The organism is Micromonospora sp. NPDC049201 (genome assembly GCF_055586805.1).
Map to the genome: position 1 here is coordinate 161,455 of NZ_JBVJHM010000005.1, position 25,083 is coordinate 186,537.

Annotated in this window: 2 protein-coding genes; both read left to right on the plus strand. The window is 76.5% G+C overall.

Annotated features, from left to right (window positions below):
* Positions 1 to 9 precede the first annotated feature (9 nt).
* Positions 10 to 14,094, plus strand: coding sequence for a type I polyketide synthase (locus ACZ6O5_RS12875; protein ID WP_465977230.1), 14,085 nt, complete (start codon positions 10 to 12; stop codon positions 14,092 to 14,094).
* A gap of 8 nt (positions 14,095 to 14,102) precedes the next feature.
* Entirely contained in the window at positions 14,103 to 25,082 is a 10,980-nt protein-coding gene (locus ACZ6O5_RS12880; RefSeq protein ID WP_465977232.1) for a type I polyketide synthase, read from the plus strand.
* Position 25,083 lies beyond the last annotated feature (1 nt).

Genomic DNA, 25,083 nt, shown 5'->3' on the forward strand with positions numbered 1-25,083 from the left:
CGCGACGACATCGGTACGCCGAGTGAGGGTAGGACCACGGTGAACAGCGAGGACGAGAAGTACGTCGAGTACCTGAAGCGTACGACCTCGGAGCTGCGGCGCACCCGGCGGCGGCTGCGGGCGTTGGAGGCCCGCGACACCGAGCCGGTCGCGGTGGTGGCGATGACCTGCCGCTACCCGGGCGGCGTCGGCTCGCCCGAGCAGCTCTGGGAGCTGGTCCGCGACGGCCGCGACGGGATCGGCCCGTTCCCCGCCGACCGGGGCTGGGACCTCGACCGGCTGTTCCACCCCGACCCGGACCACCCGGGCACCAGTTACGTGCGGGAGGGCGGCTTCGTCTACGACGCCGGGGACTTCGACGCCGACCTGTTCGGCATCAGCCCCCGCGAGGCGGTCGCCATGGACCCGCAGCAGCGGCTGCTGCTGGAGGCGAGCTGGGAGGCGTTCGAACGGGCCGGGCTGCCGCTGCCGGCCGTACGGGGCAGCCGAACCGGCGTGTTCGTCGGCGCCGCCGCGCACGGCTACGACGCGATCCTCGCCCAGGCCGGGCAGGACGCCGAGGGCCACTCGCTCACCGGCAACTCCACGAGCATCGTCTCCGGTCGGATCGCGTACACGCTCGGCCTGGAAGGGCCGGCGGTCACCATCGACACCGCCTGCTCCTCGTCGTCGGTGGCGATCCACCTGGCCGTGCAGGCGCTGCGCAACGGCGACTGCGAACTGGCGCTGGCCGGCGGCGTCACCGTGATGCCCACCCCGGCGGTGTTCGTCGGCTTCAGCCGCCAGCGTGGCCTGGCCGCCGACGGCCGGTGCAAGCCGTTCGCCGCGTCCGCCGACGGCACCGGCTGGTCCGAGGGCGTCGGCATGCTGCTGCTGGCCCGCCTCTCCGACGCGCAGAAGCACGGCTACCCGGTGCTCGCGGTGATCCGGGGCAGCGCGGTCAACCAGGACGGCGCGTCCAACGGGCTCAGCGCCCCGCACGGCCCGTCCCAGGTGCGGGTGATCCGGCAGGCGCTGGCCAACGCCCGGCTCACCCCCGAGCAGGTCGACGTGGTGGAGGCGCACGGCACCGGCACCACGCTCGGTGACCCGATCGAGGCGCAGGCGCTGCTCGCCACGTACGGGCAGGAGCGGGAGACGCCGCTGCTGCTCGGCTCCGTGAAGTCGAACCTGGGCCACACCCAGGCCGCCGCCGGGGTGGCCGGCGTGATCAAGATGGTGCTGGCCGTCCGGCACGGCGTCGTCCCGCCCACGCTGCACGTCGACGCGCCCTCGCCGCACATCGACTGGACCGCCGGCGCGGTCACGCTCGCCACCGAGGCGACGCCGTGGCCGGCCACCGACCGGCCGCGCCGCGCCGCGGTGTCCTCGTTCGGCGTGTCCGGCACCAACGCGCACACCATCATCGAGCAGGCGCCCGAGCCGGAACCGGCCGAGGACGAGCCGGCCCCGACCCCGACCGCCCGGCCCGCGGTGCCGGTGCTGCTCTCCGCCCGGTCCGCCGACGCGCTCGCCGCCCAGGCCGGCCGCTGGGCCGCCTGGCTCGCCGCCGCACCCGACGCCCGCCCGCTCGACGTCGCGTACGCCTCGGTGGTGTCCCGGTCCGTGCTCGACCACCGGGCGGTGGTCGCCGCCGCCGGCCCGGACGACCTGCTCGCCGCGTTGCGCGCGCTCGCCGCCGGTGAGCCGGCCGGCACCGTGCACACCGGAACCGGCACGCCCCGCGGCCAGCTCGCGGTGCTCTTCTCCGGGCAGGGCGCGCAACGCGCCGGCATGGGCCGCGAGCTGTACGCGCAGTTCCCGGTGTTCGCCGCCGCGCTCGACGAGGTGTGCTCCTACCTGGACCGGGCGCTGCCCCGGCCGCTGAAGGAGGTGCTGTTCGACGACGGCGACCTGCTGGACCAGACCCAGTTCACCCAGGCCGGCCTGTTCGCGGTCGAGGTGGCGCTGTTCCGCCTCGTCGAGTCGTTCGGTCTGACCCCCGACCTGGTCGGCGGCCACTCCATCGGCGAGGTCACCGCCGCGCACGTGGCCGGCGTGCTGACGCTGGAGCACGCCGCCGCGCTGGTCGCCGCCCGGGGCCGGCTCATGCAGGCGCTGCCGGCCGGCGGCGCGATGCTCGCCGTGGCCGCGCCCGAGGCCGACGTCCGCGCCACGCTTACCGACCCGGACGAGCCGGTCGACGTCGCCGCCGTCAACGGCCCGGCCGCCGTGGTGCTCTCCGGCACGGCGGACGCCATCGAACGGCTGGAGCGGCTCTGGCGGGACCGGGGTGTCCGCACCCGCCGGCTGACCGTCAGCCACGCGTTCCACAGCCCGCTGATGGAGCCGGTGCTGGCGCGCTTCCGGGCGGTGCTGGAGCGGCTGACGTTCGCCGCGCCGACGCTGCCGGTGGTGTCCAACGTGACAGGCGAGCTGGCCGACCCGGACGAGATCCGCACCGCCGACTACTGGGTGCGGCACGTCCGGGAGGCGGTCCGCCACGCCGACGGCGTGCACGCGCTGCGCGCCGCCGGCGCCGACACGTTCCTGGAACTCGGCCCCCGCGCCGTGCTCACCCCGCTGACCGCCGACATCCTGCCCGGCGAGCCGGTCCGTGCCGTCGCCGCGCAACGCGGCGACCGTCCCGAGGTCGAGGCGCTGCTGGCCGCGCTGGCCGAGCTGCACGTGCACGGCCACCCGGTCACCTGGACCGACTGGTTCGCCGGCACCGGCGCGAACCGGGTCGACCTGCCCACGTACGCGTTCCAGCGGGAGCGGTACTGGGCCGGTGACGGCGTGGCCCGCCCGGCGGTCAGCCTGGACGGCGCGGACGGCGCGGACGGCGGATTCTGGGCCGCCGTGGAACGCGGCGACCTGCCGGCCGTGGCGTCCGAACTGGCCGTCCAGGACGACCCGGACGCGGTGGCCGCGCTCGGCCCGGCCGTGCCGGTGCTGTCGTCGTGGCGGCGTGCCCGGCAACGCGACGCGGTGCTCGACGGCTGGTCGTACCGGGTCGAGTGGGAGGCGGTCCGTCCCGCGCCCGCCCCGACGCTGACCGGCCGCTGGCTGGTCGTCGCCGTCGACGACCCGGCGCCCTGGGCGGCGCCGCTCGCGGTGGCCGGCGCCGACGTCGACGTACTCACCGTCCCCGCCGACACCGACCGTGCTGACCTGGCCGACCTGCTGCGCGGCCACGACGAGGCGGGCTGGCGGGGCGTGCTCTGCGTGCTGCCCGGCCCGGACGCGCCGCGACCCGACGCGCCCGCCGTGCCGGCCGGGACCGCGCTGCTGCTCACGCTGGTGCAGGCGCTCGCCGACACCGGCCGGGCCGGCCGGCTCTGGTGCGTCACCCGGGGCGCGGTCTCGGTGGGCGGCGGCGAACCGCTCACCGACCCGTACGCGGCGGCGGCCTGGGGACTCGGCCGGACGGTCGCGCTGGAACAACCCGACCGCTGGGGCGGCCTCGTCGACCTGCCCGCCGACGCCACGCCCGAGCGGGTCGACGCCGACGCGCTGCGCGCGGTGCTCGCCGACGGCGGCCACGACGAGGTGGCCGTCCGGCCGCACGGCACGTTCGGCCGCCGGCTCGTCCCCGCCGCCGTCCCCGCCGGGCCCGGCTGGCGGCCGACCGGCACGGTGCTGGTCACCGGCGGCACCGGCGCGCTCGGCCGGCAGGTCACCCGCTGGCTGCTCGCCGCCGGCGCGACCGAGGTGGTGCTCGCGTCCCGGCGCGGCCCCGACGCGCCCGGCGCCGCCGACCTGGCCGCCGAGCTGCCCGGCGCCCGGGTGGTGCGCTGCGACGTCACCGACCCCGCCGCCGTCACCGCGCTGGTCGCCGACCTGCCCGCGCTGACCGCCGTGGTGCACACCGCCGGCGTCGTCGACGACGGCATCCTCGACGGCCTCGACCTGAGCCGCCTGGCGGCCGTGCTGGACGGCAAGGTCCGCGCCGCCCGGGTGCTGCACGACGCCACCGCCGACCGCCGGCTCGACGCGTTCGTGTTGTTCTCCTCGCTGGCCGGCGTGATCGGCAGCGCCGGGCAGGGCAACTACGCGGCGGCCAACGCCTTCCTGGACGCGTTCGCCGCCTGGCGCCGCGACCTCGGGCTGCCGGCCACCGCGATCGCCTGGGGCGCCTGGTCCGCCGACGGCATGGCCGCCGCCAGCGCCGAGCTGACCGCGCGGCTGACCCGGGGCGGCGTCAACCCGCTGCCGGCCGAGCCGGCCGCCGCCGCGCTGGGCCGGATCGTCGGCGCCGCCGCGCCGGCCGTCACCGTCGCCGACGTCGACTGGGGACGCCTCGCCGCCGTACGCGGCCGGCCCGCACCGCTGCTCGCCGGCCTGCCCGGCGTGCCCACCGGACCCGCCGTGGTCGCCCCGGCGGTGGTGGTCGGCCGGTCCCTGCCGCAGCTCACCGAGCTGGTCCGCACCCAGGCCGCGCTGGTGCTCGGCCACCCGGCCGGCCGGCCGCTGCCCGACCGCACGTTCCGCGACCTGGGCTTCGACTCGCTCACCGCGGTCGAGCTGCGCAACCGGCTCGCCGCCGAGACCGGCATGACGCTGCCCGCCACGCTCGTCTTCGACCACCCCACGGTCGCCGAACTCGCCGCGCACCTGCACGGCCAGGCCGACGACCACACCGGCGGCGCGGTCGTCGCCGCAGACGTCGACAGGCACCGCGAACCCGTCGCCATCGTGGCGATGAGCTGCCGCTTCCCCGGCGGCGTGGCCAGCCCCGAGCAGCTCTGGGACCTGCTCGCCGGCGGCACCGACGCGCTCTCGCCGATGCCCGAGGAACGCGGCTGGAACGTCGCCGAGCTGTACCACCCCGACCCCGAGCACCTCGGCACCAGCTACGTGCGGGAGGGCGGCTTCGTCGACTCCGCCGGCGAGTTCGACCCGGCGTTCTTCGGCATCAGCCCGCGTGAGGCGCTGGCCATGGACCCGCAGCAGCGGCTGCTGCTGGAGGCGAGCTGGGAGGCGTTCGAACGGGCCCGGCTCGACCCGGCCGCGCTACGCGGCAGCCGCACCGGCGTCTACGTCGGCACCAACGGGCAGGACTACGGCTCGCTGCTGCTGGCCTCCGGGGACGGCGACGAGAACTACCTCGCCACCGGCGTCTCCGCCAGCGTCATCTCCGGCCGGCTCGCGTACACCTTCGGGTTGCACGGCCCGGCTGTCACGGTCGACACCGCCTGCTCGGCGTCGCTTGTCGCGCTGCACCTCGCCGCGCAGGCGTTGCAGGCGGGGGAGTGCGACCTCGCGCTCGCCGGTGGCGCCACGGTGATGGCCACGCCCGGCATCTTCGTCGGTTTCTCCCGGCAGCGCGGCCTGGCCGCCGACGGCCGCTGCAAGCCGTTCGCGGGCGCCGCCGACGGCACCGGCTGGGGTGAGGGCGTCGGCCTGCTGGTGCTCCAGCGGCTCTCCGACGCCCGCCGCGACGGCAACCCGGTCCTCGCCGTGGTACGCGGCAGCGCGGTCAACTCCGACGGCGCGTCCAACGGGCTCACCGCCCCCAACGGGCCGGCCCAGCAGCGGGTCATCCGGCAGGCCCTCACGAACGCCGGGCTCGCCCCCGACCAGGTCGACGCCGTCGAGGCGCACGGCACCGGCACCACGCTGGGCGACCCGATCGAGGCGCAGGCGCTGATCGCCACCTACGGGCAGGCCCGCGACGCCGACCGGCCGCTCTGGCTCGGCTCGGTCAAGTCGAACCTGGGCCACACCCAGGCCGCCGCCGGTGTGGCCGGCGTGATCAAGATGGTGCTGGCGCTGCGGCACGGCGTGCTGCCGCCCACCCTGCACGTCGACGAGCCCACCCCGCACGTCGACTGGTCCGCCGGCACGGTCGCGCTGCTCACCGAGGCCCGCCCCTGGCCGGCCGGCGACCGGCCCCGCCGGGCCGGCGTCTCCTCGTTCGGCATCAGCGGCACCAACGTGCACACCATCCTGGAGCAGGCGCCGCCGGAGGAGACCGCGTCGGACGACGACGCCGGGCCGGCCGGGGAGCTGCCCTGGGCGCTGTCCGGGCGGAGTGCCGCCGCGCTCGCCGCCCGCGCCCGCGACCTGCGGGCGCACCTCGACGCCGTGCCGGACGCCGCGCTGCCCGACCTGGCCTGGTCGCTGGCCACCACCCGCAGCGCCCACGAGCACCGCGCGGTGGTGCTCGCCGCCGGCCGCGACGACCTGACCGCCGCGCTGGACGCGCTCGCCGAGGGCCGTCCCGCGCCGGACACCGTCACCCGCGCCGCCGGTACGCCGGGCGACGTGGTCTTCGTCTTCCCCGGCCAGGGTTCGCAGTGGACCGGCATGGCCGCCGAGCTGCTCGACACCGCCCCGGTCTTCGCCGAGACGTTCGCCGCCTGCGCGGCGGCGCTGCGCCCGCACGTCGACTGGTCACTGACCGACGTGGTACGCGGCGTGCCCGGCGCGCCGTCGCTGGACCGGGTGGACGTGGTGCAGCCGGCGCTGTTCGCGGTCGGCGTGTCCCTCGCCGCGCTGTGGCGCTCCTACGGCGTGCACCCCTCGGCCGTGGTCGGCCACTCCCAGGGCGAGATCGCCGCCGCGTACGTCGCCGGCGGGCTCAGCCTGGACGACGCCGCCGCCGTGGTGGCGCTGCGCAGCCGGATCATCGCCGGCATCGCCGGTGACGGCGGCATGGTCTCGGTCGCCACCACCGCCGACGAGGTCACCGCGACGATCACCCGCTGGGACGGCCGGGTCTCGCTCGCCGCGGTCAACGGCCCGACCGCGGTGGTGGTCTCCGGCGACTCGGCCGCACTGGACGAGCTGGTCGCCCACTACCAGGGGCGGGACGTGCGGGTGCGCCGGGTGCCGGTGGACTACGCGTCCCACTCGGCGCACGTCGAACCGCTGCGGGAGCAGTTGCGTGAGCTGCTCGCCGGTCTGCGCCCGCGTACCGGCGAGATCCGGTTCCGGTCCACCGTTACCGGTGAGTGGACCGACACCGCCGGCCTGGACGCCGACTACTGGTACCGCAACCTGCGGCAGACGGTCGGCTTCGACGCCGCCGTCCGCGACCTCGCCGCCACCGGCCACCAGACGTTCGTCGAGGTCAGCGCGCACCCGGTGCTGACCATGGCGATGCAGGAGAGCGTCGAGTCGGCCGCCGCCGACCCGGCCGCGGTCACCGTGACCGGCACGCTGCGCCGCGACGAGGGCGGCCTGGCCCGTTTCCACCGCGCGGTCGCCGAGGTGTACGCCGGTGGCGCCGCCGTCGACTGGCGGCCCGCGTTCGCCGGCCGGCCCGCCCGTCGGCTCGACCTGCCCACGTACCCGTTCCAGCGGCAGCTCTACTGGCCGCGCCCGGCCGCCGCCGCGACCACCGGGACCACGGCCGGCACGGTCGAGGTGGACGAGGTGGACGCCCGGTTCTGGGCGGCCGTCGAGGCCGAGGACCCGGCCGCGGTCGGCGCCGAGCTGGCCGACGTCGCCGAGGTGTCCGAGGACGCCCTCACCGCGCTGCTGCCCGCGCTCGCCGCCTGGCGTCGCCGCCACCGCGACCAGGCCACCATCGACTCGTGGCGCTACCGCGACGGGTGGCTTCCGGTCGCCCCGGACGGCTCGGCCGCGCCGACCCTCACCGGCGCCTGGTGGCTGGTCACCGCCGCCGACGACACCGCGACCGACTTCGTGGCGGAAGCGTTGCGTCGGCACGGCGCCACCGTCGTCGAGATCGCGCTGACCGACGCGCCCGACCGGGACGCGCTCACCGGCCGGCTGCGCGACACGCACCGGGACACGCCGCCCGCCGGCGTGGTCTCGCTCCTGCCGCTCGACGAGACGCCGCTGCCCGGCCACCCGCACGTGCCGGCCGGGTTCGCCGGCACCGTCACGCTCACCCAGGCGCTCGGCGACGCCGGCGTCCGCGCGCCGCTGTGGACGCTCACCCGGGGCGCGGTCGCCACCGGCCCCGGCGACCCGCTGACCCACCCGACGCAGCAGCTCGCCTGGGGCTTCGGCCGGATCGCCGCGCTGGAACACCCGGACCGCTGGGGCGGCCTGATCGACCTGCCGGACACCCCGGACGACCGCACCGCCGTCCGGCTCGCCCGCGTCCTCGCCGGCGTCGACGGGGAGGACCAGGTCGCGCTGCGCCCCACCGGCGCGTACGGGCGGCGGCTGCGGCGCGCCCCGCTCGGCGACACCCCCGCCCCGCGCGACTGGCGACCCACCGGCACCGCGCTGGTCACCGGCGGCACCGGCGCGCTCGGCGGGCACGTGGCCCGCTGGCTCGCCGCCAACGGCGTCGACCACCTGGTGCTGCTGAGCCGGCGCGGCCGGTCCGGCGACGGCGTCGCCGAGCTGGAGGCCGAGCTGACCGCGTCGGGCGCCCGGGTCACGGTGGCGGCCTGCGACGCCGCCGACCGGGACGCGCTCGCCGCCGTGCTGGCCGACGTGCCCGCCGAGTATCCCCTCCGCACCGTCGTGCACACCGCCGCCGTGCTCGACGACGCGGTGATCGGCGCGCTCACCCTCGACCAGCTCGCCCACGCGCTCGCCGCCAAGGTCACCGCCGCGGTCAACCTGCACGAGCTGACCCGCGACCTCGACCTCGACGCGTTCGTGCTGTTCTCCGCGATGGCCGGCACGGTCGGCAGCTCCGGCGTCGGCAACTACGCCCCCGGCAACGCCTACCTCAACGCGCTCGCCGAACACCGCCGCGACCTCGGCCTGCCGGCCACCTCCATCGCCTGGGGCGCCTGGGGCGGCGGCGGCATGGCCGACGGCGAGTTCGGCCGGATGCTGCACCGGCACGGCGCGCCCGAGATGTCGCCCCGGCTCGCGATCGCCGCGCTGCACCAGGCGCTCGCCCACGACGAGACGTTCCTGACCATCTCGAACATCGCCTGGGACCGGTTCCGGGTCGCGCTCACCGCCACCCGCCCGGCCCCGCTGATCGCCGAGATCCCCGAGGTGCGGCGGCTCGCCGCCGAACGGGAACCGGAGGAGACCACCGAGGTCGAGCCGGTCGGCGCGTTCGCCCGGATGGCGTCCGCGCAGCGCCGGCAGGCGCTGCTCGACCTGGTCCGCGACCAGGCGGCCACGGTCCTGAAGTACGACGGCGGCCAGGCCGTCGACCCGCACCACGCGTTCCGGGACCTCGGCTTCGACTCGGTCACCGCGGTCGAGCTGCGCAACCGGCTCGGCGCCGCCACCGGGCTGCGCCTGCCGGTCACGCTGGTCTTCGACTACCCGACCGCCACCGTGCTGGCCCGCCACCTCGACGAGGAGCTGGGCGGCGGCGCCGAGGCCGAGGCGGTCGCCGGCCCCGCGCCGCTGGCCGACGACGAGCCGATCGCGGTCGTCGCCATGTCCTGCCGGTTCCCGGGCGGCGTGACCGACCCGGAGCGGTTCTGGCAGTTGCTGCACGCCGGCCGGGACGCGGTGTCGGACCTGCCCGGCGACCGTGGCTGGGACGTCGACCGGCTCTACGACCCCGACCCCTACTCCGCCGGCACCTCCTACGTCCGCACCGGCGCGTTCCTCTACGACGTGGCCGACTTCGACGCCGGGTTCTTCGGCATCTCACCGCGTGAGGCCGTGGCCATGGACCCGCAGCAGCGCCTGCTGCTGGAGACGTCGTGGGAGGCCATCGAGCGGGCAGGGGTTGACCCGGGTGGCTTGCGGGGTTCACGAACAGGGGTGTTCGTCGGCACGAACGGACAGGACTATGGGGCCCTGTTGATGGTGTCCGCGGACGAGGTCGAAGGGTTCGCGAGCACCGGGAACGCGGCGAGCGTGGTCTCGGGGCGGGTGGCGTACGTGTTGGGGTTGGAAGGACCTGCGGTCTCGGTGGACACGGCGTGTTCGTCGTCGCTGGTCGCGCTGCACCTGGCGGCGGCCGCGCTGCAACGCGGCGAGTGCGACCTGGCGCTCGCCGGTGGCGTGACCGTCATGTCGACCCCGGGGCTGTTCGTCGAGTTCTCCCGCCAGCGCGGCCTGGCCGCCGACGGGCGGTGCAAGGCGTTCGCCGCCGCCGCCGACGGAACCGGATGGGGGGAGGGCGTGGGGATGCTCCTGGTCGAACGGCTCTCCGACGCCCGCCGCAACGGGCATCCGGTGCTCGCCGTGCTGCGTGGCAGCGCGGTCAACCAGGACGGCGCGTCCAACGGGCTGACCGCCCCGAACGGCCCGTCGCAGCAGCGGGTGATCCGGGCGGCGCTGGCCGCCGCGCGGCTGTCCCCGGCCGACGTGGACGTGGTGGAGGCGCACGGCACCGGTACCACGCTGGGTGACCCGATCGAGGCGCAGGCGCTCATCGCCACGTACGGGCAGGGCCGCGCCGACGTCGAACCGCTGCTGCTCGGCTCGGTGAAGTCGAACATCGGCCACACCCAGGCCGCCGCCGGCGTCGCCGGCGTGATCAAGATGATCCTGGCCATGCGGGCCGGGGTGGTCCCGATGACGTTGCACGTGGACGCGCCCTCGCCGCACATCGACTGGTCGGCCGGCGCGGTGGAGCTGGTCACCGAGAACCGGCCCTGGCCGGGCCGCGGGTCCGGCCGTCGGGCGGCGGTGTCCTCGTTCGGCATCTCCGGCACCAACGCGCACGTCATCCTCGAACTGCCCGACGAGCCGTCGACCGAGGCGGACGCCGTCCGGCCCGGCCTGCTGGACGCCGCCGTCACCGCCTGGCCGGTGTCGGCGCGGACCCGCGACGGGCTCGCCCGGCAGGCCCAGCGGCTGTCCCGGCACCTGCGCGCCGACCCGGCCGACCCCGCCGTGGTGGCCTGGTCGCTGGCCACCACCCGGTCGGCGTTCGACCAGCGGGCCGTGGTGCTCGGCTCCTCGGCCGAGGAACTGCTGTCCGGCCTGGACGCGCTCGCGTCCGGCACGCCCGCCGGCAACCTGGTGGCCGGCGCGGTCGCCGGGCACGGTGCCGGTCCGGTGTTCGTGTTCCCGGGTCAGGGTGCGCAGTCGGCGCGGATGGCGTCCGGTCTGGTCGGTAGTTGCGTGCCGTTCGACGCGGCGCTTGCGGAGTGTCAGGTGGCGCTTTCTCCGTACCTCGATGTCGATCTGGTGTCGGTGTTGACCGGTGACGACGAGTCGTGGTTGGCCCGGGTCGAGGTGGTGCAGCCGGTGCTGTGGGCGGTGGGTGTCGCTCTGGCCGCGGTGTGGCGGCACGTCGGGGTCGTGCCGCAGGCGGTGGTCGGGCATTCGCAGGGTGAGATCGGCGCGGCGTGTGTGGCGGGGATTCTGTCCCTGGACGACGCGGCGAAGACGGTGGCGTTGCGGTCGCGGGCGCTGTCCGCGTTGCGCGGCACCGGGACGATGGCGTCGGTCGACCTGTCCGCCGACGAGGTGACCGCCCGGCTGGGTGGCTTCGCCGGTGTCGGGGTGGCGGCGGTGAACGGCCCGGCGACGGTGGTGGTGTCCGGTCCGCCGCGGGCGGTCGCGGATCTGGTCGAGTCGTGTCAGGCTGACGGCGTCCGGGCCCGGTTGATCCCGGTGGACTACGCGTCGCACTCGGCGGCGGTGGAGGAGGTCGCGCAGCGGCTCCGTACGGAGCTGGCCGGCGTGACGCCGCAGGCCGGTCACACCCGGCTGGTGTCGACGTTGACCGGGGAGTGGGTGGACCCGGCGACGATGACGGCGGACTACTGGTACGACAACCTGCGGCAGACCGTGCGGTTCGACACCGCGGTGCGGACGGCGGTCGAGGCGGGTCACACGACGTTCGTGGAGATCTCGCCGCATCCGGTGTTGACCATGCCGGTGACGGCGGTCCTGGACGACCTCGGCGCCGCCGGGCACACGTTGTCCACGTTGCGGCGGGGTGAGGACGACCCGACCCGGCTGTTGACCAACCTGGCCACCGCGCACAGCGTCGGCCTGCCCGTCGACCTGACCAGCGTGCTCGCCGGCACGGACACCGTCGCGCTGCCCACCTACGCGTTCGACCGGGCCCGCTACTGGCCCCGCGCCAGCCTCGACGCGCCCGCCGCCGGGGAGAGCCCGACCGGCGTCGACGCCGCCTTCTGGGCCGCCGTCGACAACGAGGACCTCGCGGCGCTCGCCGACCTCACCGCCGCCGACGCCGCCGAATCCCTCGACCGGCTCGGCGCGGCCCTGCCGCTGCTCGCCGACTGGCGCCGCCGGCAACGCGACCGGTCCACGCTCGACGACCTGCGCTACCGCGCCGTCTGGCAGCCGTACGGCGGAATTCCGGTCGGCTACCTCACCGGCGTCTGGTGGGTCGTCGCCGACGAGGCCGGCACCACCGAGGCGGAGACGGCGGTGGCCGAACTGACCCGGCGCGGCGCGGACGCCCGGCTCGTGCTGCTGCCCGCCGACGACACCGACCGCGCCGCCGTCGCCGCCCGGCTCACCGCCGCCGGCCCCGACCCGGCCGACCGGGTGCTCTCCCTGCTCGCGCTCGCCGACGGCCCGGTCGACGCCACCGAGCCGGTGCCGCCGCTCCTGGCCCGCTCGCTGGCGCTGATCCAGGCGCTCGGGGACCTCGACGTGGCCGCGCCGCTGTGGTGCGTCACCCGGGGCGCCGCCGGCACCACCCGCGACGGCGGCGCCGGCCGGCCCGAACAGGCCCTGCTCTGGGGTCTCGGCCGGGTCGTCGCACTGGAACACCCGGAACGCTGGGGCGGCCTGGTCGACGTGCCGGCCACGCTCGACGACCACGGCTGGGACCTGCTCTGCGCCGCGCTCGCCGGCCCCGACGGGGAGGACCAGCTCGCCGTCGACGGCGTCACGCTGCTGGTCCGCCGGCTCGTCCGGGCGCCCGGCGGCGGCGTCGACCCCGCACCCGACCACGCCGGCACCACGCTGGTCACCGGCGGCACCGGCGCGCTCGGCGGGCAGGTGGCCCGCTGGCTCGCCGACCGGGGCGCGACGCACCTGATGCTGGTCAGCCGGCGCGGCGCCGACGCGCCCGGCGCCGCCGACCTGGTCCGGGACCTCACCGACCGGGGCGCCCGGGTCACGGTCGCCGCCTGCGACGTGGCCGACCGGGCCGCGCTCGCCAAGCTCCTCGACGAGGTGCCCGCCGACGCGCCGCTGACCGGCGTCGTGCACACCGCCGGCATCCTCGACGACGGGGTCCTCGACGGCCTCACCGCCGACCGGATCGCCGACGTGCTGCGACCCAAGGTGCTCGGCGCCCTGCACCTGCACGAGCTGACCGCCGAGAAGGACCTGCGCGCCTTCGTGCTCTTCTCCGCGCTGCCCGGCCAGCTCGGCGCCGCCGGGCAGGGCAGCTACGCCGCCGCGAACGCCTACCTGGACGCGTTGGCCGAGCAGCGGCACCGGCGGGGCCTGCCGGCCACCTCCGTCGCCTGGGGACCCTGGGCCACCGGCGGCATGGCCGACGCCGACCCCGCCGTGGCCGAACGCCGGCGGCGCAGCGGCGTCGCCCGGCTCGACAGCGACCTCGCGCTCGCCGCGCTCGCCGGCTGCCTCGCGCGCCGCGAACCGGTCACAGTGGTCGCCGGCGTCGACTGGGCCCGGTACGTGCCCGGCTTCACCGCGGTCCGGCCCAGCCCGCTGCTCACCGGCATCCCGGAGGCGCTCCGCGCCACCGCCGAGCGCGCCGACGACGCCGGCCCCTCCGCCGAGTCGCTCGCCGCCCTGCTCGCCGGGCAGAGCGAGGCGGAACGCCGCAAGACGCTGCTCGACCTCGTGCGGGGCCAGGCGGCGGCGGTGCTCGGACACGCCTCGGACGCCGCCGTCGAACCCGACCGGGCGTTCCGGGACCTCGGCTTCGACTCGCTGACCGCGGTGGAGCTGCGCAACCGGCTCACCGCCGCCACCGCCGTCCGGCTGCCCGCCACGGTGGTGTTCGACTACCCGACCGCCGCGCTGCTCGCCGACTACGTCCGCGCCGCCGTCGTGGACGGGGGAGTGGCCACCGCCGCGCCGGTCTTCGGCGAGCTGGAGCGGCTGGAGGCGGCGCTGTCCGGCGCCGCTCCCGACCGTGGCGCGCGGCTGCGGATCACCGAACGGCTCCGGACGCTGCTGGCCTCGCTCAACGAGGTGGACGCCCCGGCGGACGGCGACGGCGTCGCCGGCAAGCTCCAGGACGCCACCCCGGACGAGGTCTTCGACTTCATCGACCGCGAGCTGGGGGTGTCCTGACGTGACCACTGCCGGCTCGGGGCAACACAGGGAATGGGCGGACCATGGCTGACGAGGCGAAGCTTCTCGACTACCTCAAGCGGGTCACCGCCGACCTGCACCAGGTGCGGCAGCGGCTGCGCGAGGTGGAGGCCGGCGAGCAGGAGCCGGTCGCGATCGTCGGCATGAGCTGCCGCTTCCCCGGTGGCATCCGTACCCCGGAGCAGCTCTGGGAGGTGGTGGCGTCCGGCCGGGACGTGATGACCGAGTTTCCCACCGACCGGGGCTGGGACCTCGACGCGCTGCACGCCGGCGACCCCGAGGACGCCGGCACCTCGTACGCGCGCCACGGCGGCTTCGTCACCGACCTGGCCGACTTCGACCCCGGCTTCTTCGCCATCTCGCCGCGCGAGGCGCTCGCCATGGACCCGCAGCAGCGGTGGCTGCTGGAGACCACCTGGGAGGTCTTCGAGCGGGCCGGCATCGACCCGCACACGCTGCGCGGCAGCCGCACCGGCGTGTTCGCCGGCAGCACCGGCCAGGACTACGGCACGGTGCTGATGACCGCCGCCGCGCAGGGCCTGGAAGGGCACCTGATGACCGGCAACGCCGGCAGCGTGGTGTCCGGCCGGATCGCCTACACGTTCGGTCTGGAAGGGCCCGCGGTCACCGTCGACACCGCCTGCTCGTCGTCGCTGGTGGCGATGCACCTGGCCGGGCAGGCGCTGCGGCAGCGGGAGTGCACGCTCGCCGTCGTCGCCGGCGTCACCGCCATGTGTACGCCGGGCGCGTTCGTCGAGTTCTCCCGCCAGCGCGGACTGGCCGCCGACGGCCGGTGCAAGGCGTTCGCCGCCGCCGCCGACGGCACCGGCTGGTCCGAGGGCGTCGGTGTGCTGCTGCTGGAACGCGTCTCCGACGCCCGCCGCAACGGCCACCCGATCCTCGCCGTGCTGCGCGGCAGCGCGGTCAACCAGGACGGCGCGTCGAACGGGCTGAGCGCCCCGAATGGCCCGTCGCAGCAGCGGGTGATCCAGCAGGCCCTGGCCAACGCCGGGCTCGCCGCCGGCGGCGTGGACGTGGTGGAGGCGCACGGCACCGGCACCCGGCTCGGCGACCCGATCGAGGCGCAGGCGCTGCTGGCCACGTACGGGCAGGACCGGGGCGACGCCGCGCCGCTGCTGCTCGGCTCCGTCAAGTCGAACCTGGGGCACACGCAGGCGGCGGCCGGCGTCGCCGGGGTGATCAAGATGGTGCAGGCGATGCGGCACGGGCTCGTCCCGCCCACGCTGCACGTGGACGCGCCGACGCCGCAGGTCGACTGGGACACCGGCGCGGTCGAGCTGGTCACCGAGGCCACCCCGTGGCCGGCGGTGGACCGGCCGCGCCGCTCGGCGATCTCCTCGTTCGGCGTGTCCGGCACCAACGCGCACACCATCCTCGAACAGGCGCCGCCGGAGGAACCCGCCCCGGCCGACGACGCGCCGACACGCACCCGCCCGGTCGTGCCGGTGCTGGTGTCCGCCCGCGACGACGCCGCGCTCGCCGACCAGGCCGGCCGCTGGGCCGCGCGGCTGGCCGCCGACCCGGCGTCGACCGCGCTCGACGTGGCGTTCTCGTCGGCGACCGCGCGGGCGGCGCTGGACCGGCGGGCCGTGCTGGCCGCCACCGACCGCGACGACCTGCTCGCCGGCCTGCGGGCGCTCGCGGCCGGAACGCCGACGGCCACCACGGAGACCGGCGCGGCCACCGACCGGCAGGGCCTGGCGGTGCTCTTCTCCGGGCAGGGCGCGCAGCGTGCCGGCATGGGTCGCGACCTGTACGACGTGTTCCCGGTGTTCGCGTCCGCGTTGGACGAGGTGTGCGCGCAGCTTGATCCGTTGCTGCCGGAGCCGTTGAAGCCGGTGCTGTTCGGTGACGGTGATCTGTTGGATCAGACGCAGTTCACGCAGGCGGGGCTGTTCGCGGTCGAGGTGGCCCTGTTCCGTCTGGTGGAGTCGTTCGGGGTGGCCCCGGACTTCGTGGGTGGGCACTCGATCGGTGAGGTGACCGCTGCCCACGTGGCGGGTGTGTTGTCGCTGGCGGACGCGTGTGCGCTGGTGGCGGCGCGGGGTCGGTTGATGCAGGCGTTGCCGGCCGGTGGCGGGATGCTCGCGGTCGCCGCGCCGGAGGCCGAGGTGGCCGCATCGGTCGCGGACCGCGCGGACGTGGGGATCGCGGCGGTCAACGGGCCGTCGTCGACGGTGCTGTCCGGGCCGGTGGACGCGTTGACCGAGCTGGAGCGCACCTGGCGGGACCGCGGTGTGCGGGTTCGTCGGTTGACGGTGTCGCACGCGTTCCACAGCCCGCTGATGGAGCCGATGCTTGCCGAGTTCCGCACCGTGCTCGACGGGTTGACGTTTGCCGCACCGGGCCTGCCGATCGTGTCGAACGTGACCGGCGCGTTGGCCGGGGACGAGATCACCGGCCCGGACTACTGGGTGCGGCACGTGCGCGAGGCGGTCCGTTACGCCGACGGGGTGACCGCGCTCAGGGCGGCCGGGGCGGACACGTTCCTGGAGGTCGGTCCGCAGAGTGTGCTCACCGCGCTGACCGCCGAGATCCTGCCGGACGACGACACGGTGGTCGCGACCGCGGTGCAGCGTCGGGACCGGGACGAGGCGGACGCGTTGCTGGCCGGGCTGGCCGAGCTGCACGTGCACGGCGTCCGCGTCGACTGGGCGCCCTGGTTCGCCGGCACCGGCGCCACCCGCGTCGACCTGCCCACCTACGCGTTCCAGCGCCAGCGCTACTGGCCGGAGGCCGGCGGCGGCTGGACCGGCGACGTCACCGCGGTCGGCCTGCGCCCCGCCCGGCACCCGCTGCTCGGCGCCGCCGTCGGCGTCGCCCACGCCGAGGGCTTCCTGTTCACCGGCCGGCTGTCCCGGCGTACCCACCCGTGGATCGCCGACCACGTCGTCTTCGACACCGTGCTGCTGCCCGGCACCGGCTTCGTCGAGCTGGCCCTCCAGGCCGGCGCGCACGTCGGGGCCGACCACGTCCGCGAACTGACCCTCGAAGCGCCGCTGATCCTGCCGGAGACCGGCGGCGTCGACATCCAGCTCTGGATCGGCCCGGCCGACGAGACCGGCTGCCGGTCCGTGTCGCTGCACTCCGCGCCCGACCACGACCGGCCCGGCGACGAGCCGACCGACCGGGACACCGCCGACGGCGACCCGCGCACCTGGACCCGCAACGCCAGCGGCGTCCTCGCCGACCGGCCGGCGCAACCCGGCGTACCCGGCTGGTCCGACCTGGCCGCGTGGCCGCCGCCGGACGCCACCGAGGTGCCCACCGACCAGCTCTATCCGCACCTGGCCGCCCAGGGCTACGACTACGGCCCGTCGTTCATCGCGCTGCGTACCGCCTGGCGGCGCGGCGACGACCTCTTCGCCGACCTGACGCTGCCCGAGACACCGGCCGCCGAGGCCGGCGGCTACGGCGTGCACCCGGCGCTGCTCGACGCCGCGCTGCACACACTCGGCCTCACCAGCGCCGCCGGTGCGTCGACCGGCCCCGGCCTGCCCCCCGGCCACGGCCGGCTGCCGTTCTCCTGGAACGACATCGCGTTGCACGCCGCCGGTGCCGCCGCCGCCCGGGTCCGGGTCCGGCACACCGGCCCGGACAGCGTCTCGCTGCTCCTCGCCGGCGTCGACGGTGCCCCCGTCGCCTCGGTCGGCTCACTGGTCCTGCGGCCGGTCACCGCCGACCAGCTCCGCACCGCAGGCGGCGGCGGACCCGAGTCGCTGTACCGGATCGACTGGACCCCGCTGCCGCTGCCCACCGGACCGGCCGCCGGCACGTGGGCGGTGCTCGACACCGACGCCGCGCTCGCCGACGCGGTGGCCGCCACCGGGACGGCCGTCACCGCGTACCCCGATCTCGCGGCCCTGACCGGCGCGCTCGACGACGGCGCCGACGCGCCCGGCGTGCTTGTCGCGTCGTTCCTCGACCCGCGCGGCGAGCGCGACGTGCCCCGCTGGGTCGCCGAGGTGACCCACCGGGCGCTCGACGTGCTCCAGCGGTTCCTCGCCGACGACCGTTACGAGGCGACCCGGCTGGTCGTGCTCACCCGCGGCGCGGTCGCCACCGAGCCGGACGCCGACCTCACCGACCTGGCCGGCGCCGCCGTCATCGGCCTGCTGCGTTCCGCCCAGTCCGAGAACCCGGGCCGGTTCGTGCTGGTCGACGTGGACGACCCGGCGACCGCCGCCGCCGCGCTGGTGGCGGCGCTGGACACCGACGAACCGCAGGTCGCCATCCGCGCCGGTGTCGCGGCCGGCGCCCGGCTCGCCCGGGTGCCCGCGCCCGCCGAGCCGGCCGACCCGGCGTTCGACGCCGACGGCACCGTGCTGATCACCGGCGCCACCGGCACGCTCGGGCAGCTCATGAGCCGGCACCTGGTGACCCGGCACGGCGTGCGGCACCTGGTGCTCACCAGCCGGCGCGGCCGGGACGCCGCCGGCATCCCGGAACTCTGCGACGAACTGGCCGCGCTGGGCGCCACCGTCACGGTCGCCGCCTGCGACGTCGCCGACCGCGACGCGGTCGCCGCGCTGCTCGCCGACCTCCCCGCCGACCACCCGCTCACCGCCGTGGTGCACGCCGCCGGGGTACGCGACGACGGCGTCATCTCCTCGCTCACCCCCGACCGGGTCGACGGCGTGCTGCGCCCCAAGGTCGACGCCGCCTGGCACCTGCACGAGCTGACCGCCGACCTCGACCTCACCGCGTTCGTCTCGTACTCCTCGCTCGCGGCCACCGCCGGCGGCCCCGGCCAGGGCAACTACGCCGCCGCCAACGCGTTCCTCGACGGGCTGGCCCACCACCGCCGCGCCCGCGGCCTCGCCGCGCTCACCCTCGCGTGGGGCCTCTGGGCCGACCGCAGCGGCATGACCACCGAACTGGACGACGTCCACCTCAACCGCATCTCCCGCTCCGGCGTGTCCGCGATGGAGGCGGAGGAGGGGCTGGCGCTCTTCGACGCCGCCTGCCGCGTCCCGGCCGCCGCGCTGGTGCCCGCCCGCCTCGACCTGGCCGCCATGCGGGCCCAGTTCGCCGGCGCCGTCCCGCCGCTGTACCGGGCGCTGATCCGCGCCGGCCGGGGCGCCGCCGCCGCGCCGGCCACCGGCGCGTCGCTGGTGCAGCAGCTCGCCGCGCTCGACGCCGCCGACCGGCGGGCCGCGCTGCTGGAGATCGTCCGGGGGCAGGCCGCCGCCGTGCTCGGCTACCCCGACCCGGCCGCCGTCGACCCGCGCCGCGCGTTCAGCGACCTCGGTTTCGACTCGCTCACCGCCGTCGAGATGCGCAACCGGCTCGGCAACGCGTTCGGCCTGCGGCTGCCCGCCACGCTGGTCTTCGACTACCCGAGCCCGCAGGAACTCGCCGCCCACCTGGACACCGGCATCGCCGGCACCCCCGTCCCGGCCCGCCCGGTGACCGCCCCGGTCACCGTCGGCGACGACGAGCCGCTGGCCATCATCGGCATGGCCTGCCGGCTGCCCGGCGGCGTGTCCACCCCGGACGACCTGTGGCGGCTCGTCGCCGACGGCGTCGACGCGATCACCGACCTGCCCGGCGACCGGGGCTGGGACCTGGACACGCTCTACAGCCCCGACCCGGACGCCGCCGGCACGTTCTACGCCCGCGGCGGCGGCTTCCTCGCCGACGTCGACCGCTTCGACCCCGGCTTCTTCGGCATCAGCCCGCGCGAGGCGCTCGCCATGGACCCGCAGCAGCGGCTGCTGCTGGAGACCACCTGGGAGACGTTCGAGTCCGCCGGCATCGACCCGACCGGGGTACGCGGCAGCAGCACCGGCGTGTTCGTCGGCACCAGCGGCCAGGACTACGGCTCGCTGCTCGCGTTCGCCCCGGAGGAGACCTCCGGGTACGCGCTCACCGGCATGACCAGCAGCGTCATCTCCGGCCGGGTCGCCTACACGTACGGGCTGGAGGGGCCGGCGGTCTCGCTCGACACCGCCTGCTCGTCGTCGCTCGTCGCGCTGCACTGGGCCGGGCAGGCGCTGCGCCGCGGCGAGTGCGACATGGCGCTGGCCGGCGGCGTCATCGTGATGGCCACCCCGACCGCGTTCGTGGAGTTCTCCCGCCAGCGCGGACTGGCCGCCGACGGCCGGTGCAAGTCGTTCGCCGCCGCCGCCGACGGCACCGGCTGGTCCGAGGGCGTCGGCCTGCTGCTGGTGCAGCGCCTCTCCGACGCCCGCCGGCAGGGCCGGCACGTGCTCGCGGTGGTACGCGGCAGCGCGGTCAACTCCGACGGCGCGTCCAACGGGCTGACCGCCCCGAACGGCCCGTCGCAGCAGCGGGTGATCCGGGCGGCGCTGGCCGCCGCGCGGCTGTCCCCGGCCGACGTGGACGTGGTGGAGGCGCACGGCACCGGCACCACGCTGGGTGACCCGATCGAGGCGCAGGCGCTGCTCGCCACGTACGGGCAGGACCGGCCCGCCGACCGGCCGCTGCTGCTCGGCTCGATCAAGTCGAACATCGGCCACGCCCAGGCCGCCGCCGGCGTCGCCGGTGTGATCAAGATGGTGCAGGCCATGCGGCACGGCACCGTGCCCCGCACGCTGCACGTGGACGAGCCGTCCCCGCACATCGACTGGGACGCCGGCGCGGTGGAACTGGCCACCGAGGCGCGGCCCTGGCCGGCGGGCGACCGCCCGCGCCGGGCGGCGGTGTCGTCGTTCGGCATCTCCGGCACCAACGCGCACGTCATCGTGGAACAGGGCGACGAACCGGCCGCCCCGGCCGGCACCGGCGCCGGCCTGCTGGACACCGCCGCGACGGTGTGGGCGGTCTCCGCACGGTCCAGCGCCGCGCTGGGCGGGCAGGCCGCCCGCCTGGCCGAGCACGTCCGCGCGCGGGGCGACGTGGACAGCGCGGCGGTGGCCTGGTCGCTGGTCGCCACCCGGTCGGCGTTCGACAAGCGGGCCGCCGTGGTCGGTTCGTCGGTCGAGGAGCTGCTGTCCGGCCTGGACGCGCTCGCCGACGGGTCGCCGTCACCGCACCTGGTCACCGGCACGGCCGCCGCCACCGCCGGTCCGGTGTTCGTGTTCCCGGGTCAGGGTGCGCAGTCGGCGCGGATGGCGTCCGGTCTGGTCGGTAGTTGCGTGCCGTTCGACGCGGCGCTTGCGGAGTGTCAGGTGGCGCTTTCTCCGTACCTCGATGTCGATCTGGTGTCGGTGTTGACCGGTGACGACGAGTCGTGGTTGGCCCGGGTCGAGGTGGTGCAGCCGGTGCTGTGGGCGGTGGGTGTCGCCCTGGCCGCGGTGTGGCGGCACGTCGGGGTCGTGCCGCAGGCGGTGGTCGGGCATTCGCAGGGTGAGATCGGCGCGGCGTGTGTGGCGGGGATTCTGTCCCTGGACGACGCGGCGAAGACGGTGGCGTTGCGGTCGCGGGCGCTGTCCGCGTTGCGCGGCACCGGGACGATGGCGTCGGTCGACCTGTCCGCCGACGAGGTGACCGCCCGGCTGGGCGGCTTCGCCGGTGTCGGGGTGGCGGCGGTGAACGGCCCGGCGACGGTGGTGGTGTCCGGTCCGCCGCGGGCGGTCGCGGATCTGGTCGAGTCGTGTCAGGCTGACGGCGTCCGGGCCCGGTTGATCCCGGTGGACTACGCGTCGCACTCGGCGGCGGTGGAGGAGGTCGCGCAGCGGCTCCGTACGGAGCTGGCCGGCGTGACGCCGCAGGCCGGTCACACCCGGCTGGTGTCGACGTTGACCGGGGAGTGGGTGGACCCGGCGACGATGACGGCGGACTACTGGTACGACAACCTGCGGCAGACCGTGCGGTTCGACACCGCGGTGCGCACGGCGGTCGAGGCGGGTCACACGACGTTCGTGGAGATCAGCCCGCATCCGGTGCTGACCATGCCGGTGACGGCGGTCCTGGACGACCTCGGCACCGCCGGGCACACGTTGTCCACGCTGCGGCGGGGTGAGGACGACCCGACCCGGCTGTTGACCAACCTGGCCACCGCGCACAGCGTCGGCCTGCCCGTCGACCTGACCAGCGTGCTCGCCGAGACCGACACCGTCGCGCTGCCCACCTACGCGTTCGAGCAGCAGCGGTTCTGGCTCGACCCGCCCGCCCACCGCGCCCAGGACGTCGCCTCCGCCGGCCTCCAGGACGCCGGCCACCCGCTGCTCAGCGCCGCCGTCACGTTCCCCGACAGCGAACGGCTGGTCTTCACCGGGCGGCTGTCCGTCCGCACCCACCCGTGGCTCGGCGAGCACCGCGTGATGAACGCGATCCTGCTGCCCGGCACCGCGTTCGTCGAACTGGCCGCGCACGCAGGCGACCAGGCCGGCGCGCCGGTGGTCGAGGAACTCACCCTGCTCGCCCCGCTCGTGCTGCCGGAACTCGGGTCGCTCCAGATCCAGCTCACCGTCGGCGAGCGCGACGCCACCGGCCGCCGTCCGGTGCAGCTGCACTCCCGCCCGTACCGGGACGGCTCCGACGAGATCCTCGCCGACGTGGCCTGGACCTGCCACGCCACCGGCCTGCTCGCCCCGCGCGGCGCCGAGCCGCCCGCGTTCGACCTCGGTGTGTGGCCGCCGCCCGGCGCCACCCCGGTCGCCTCCGACTCCTTCTACGCCGGCCTCGAAGCCACCGTCTTCGGCTACGGCCCGGTCTTCCGCGGCCTGCGCGCCGCCTGGACCCGGGGCGACGAGGTCTTCGCCGAGGTGGCGCTCCCCGCCGACCACCACGCCGAGGCCGGCCGGTTCGGGCTCCACCCGGCGCTGCTCGACGGCGCGCTCCAGGCCATGTCCATCGGCGGGTTCCTCGGCCGGATGGGCGACGGCGCCGACGCCAGCGCGCCCCGACTGCCGTTCGCCTGGACCGGCGTCACGCTGCTCGCCGCCGGCGCCACCGCGCTGCGGGTCCGCGTCGCCGCGGCAGGCGACGTCGGCGTCACGTTCCAGGTCGCCGACGCCACCGGCGCCCCGGTCCTGCACGCCGACTCGCTGATCATGCGCCGGGTCACCGGCGACGCGCTCGGCGCGGCCCGCTCCGGCCGGCACGAGTCGCTGTTCCAGGTGGACTGGCCGGTGCTGCCGGTGACCGCCGGACCGTCGCCGGCCGCCACCGGATGGGTGGTGCTCGGTGACGACCTCGCGCTCAACGCCGCCGCCGAGGCCGCTGGCGCCCGGGTCCGCCCCGACCTCGCCCCGGAATCCTTCGCCGAGCTGCTCGCCGGTGGGGAACCCGCCCCCGGGACGCTGATCGTGCCGGTCGGCGGCACCGGCGACGGCGCCGGCCCCGAACTGGCCGCGCAGGCCCGCGCCACCACCCACCGCCTGCTCGGCACGCTCCAGGCCTGGCTCGCCGACGACCGGTTCGCCGACACCCGGCTGGTGCTTGTCACCCGCGGCGCCGTCGCCACCGGCGACCCGGCCGAGGTCGACCTGCGGTCCGCGCCCGCCTGGGGACTCGCCCGCACCGCGCAGCTCGAACACCCCGACCGGATCCAGCTCGTCGACCTGGACGCCGACCCGGCCGGCGCCACGCTGCTCGCCGCCGCGATCGGCACCGGCGAACCGCAGCTCGCCGTGCACGCCGGCCAGGTCCGCGCGCCGCGCCTGGCCCGCGTACCGGCCGGGCTGGAGCCCCGGCCCGGCGGCGTCGACCCGGACGGCACCGTGCTGATCACCGGCGGCACCGGCGTGCTGGGCCGGCTGCTGGCCCGCCACCTCGCCACCACCCACGGCATGCGGCACCTGCTGCTCGCCGGGCGGCGCGGCGCGACCGCCGACGGCATCGACGACCTGGTCACCGAGCTGGCCGAGGCCGGCACCGAGGTCACGGTCGCCGCCTGCGACGCCGCCGACCCGGACGCGCTCGCCGCGCTGCTCGACGGCATTCCCGCCGCGCATCCGCTCACCGCCGTGGTGCACGCCGCCGGCGTGCTCGACGACGGCGTGCTGGAGTCGCTCACCCCGGACCGCATCGACGCGGTCGGCATCCCCAAGATCGACGCGGCGTGGCACCTGCACCGGCTCGCCGCCGGCCGGGATCTCGGCGCGTTCGTGCTGTTCTCGTCCGCCGCCGCCACGCTCGGCAGCGCCGGCCAGGCCAACTACGGCGCGGCCAACGCGTTCCTCGACGCGCTCGCCGCGCACCGGCGGGCCCAGGGCCTGCCCGGCATCTCGCTCGCCTGGGGCCTCTGGGAGCAGGCCAGCGGCATGACCGGTCACCTCGCCGACGCCGACGTGCGGCGGATGACCGAGCAGGGCGCCGCCGGGCTGGCCACCGAGCAGGCGCTGCACCTGTTCGACGCCGCCTGGCGGCTGGACACCGCTGCCGTCGTACCGATGCGGTTGGACGTGGCGGCGCTGCGCGGCCAGGCCGAGTCGGGCGTGCTCGCCCCGCTGCTGCGCGGCCTGGTCCGGGTGCCGCTGCGCCGTTCGGTCGACGCGGGCGGCGCCGGCACCGGCGGTGTGCCGCTCGCCCAGCGGCTCGCCGGCCTGGCCGACCCGGAACGGCGCAAGGTGCTGCTCGACGTGGTCCGGGCGAACGTGGCCGCCGTGCTCGGCCACGCCGGGCCGGAAGCCGTCGACCCCGGCCGCCTCTTCACCGACCTGGGCTTCGACTCGCTGACCGCGGTCGACCTGCGCAACCGGCTCAACACGCTGTCCGGGCTGCGGTTGCCCGCCACGCTGGTCTTCGACTACCCGACGCCGCACGCCCTCGCCGAGAAGCTGGCCGGCGAGATCGCCGCCGACGCGGCACCCTCCACCCAGCCGCTGTTCCAGGGCATCGACGCGGTCGAGTCGCTGCTCACCACGCTGGCGCTCGACCCGGCGACCCGGGACCGGTTCGCCACCCGGATGCGTGACCTGCTCGCCAAGGCCACCGACCTCGCCGGCCCGGCCGAGGAACCGGAGCGGCCCGACCTCGACGCGGCCAGCGACGACGAGATCTTCGACTTCATCAGCAAAGAGTTTGGAATCTCCTGAC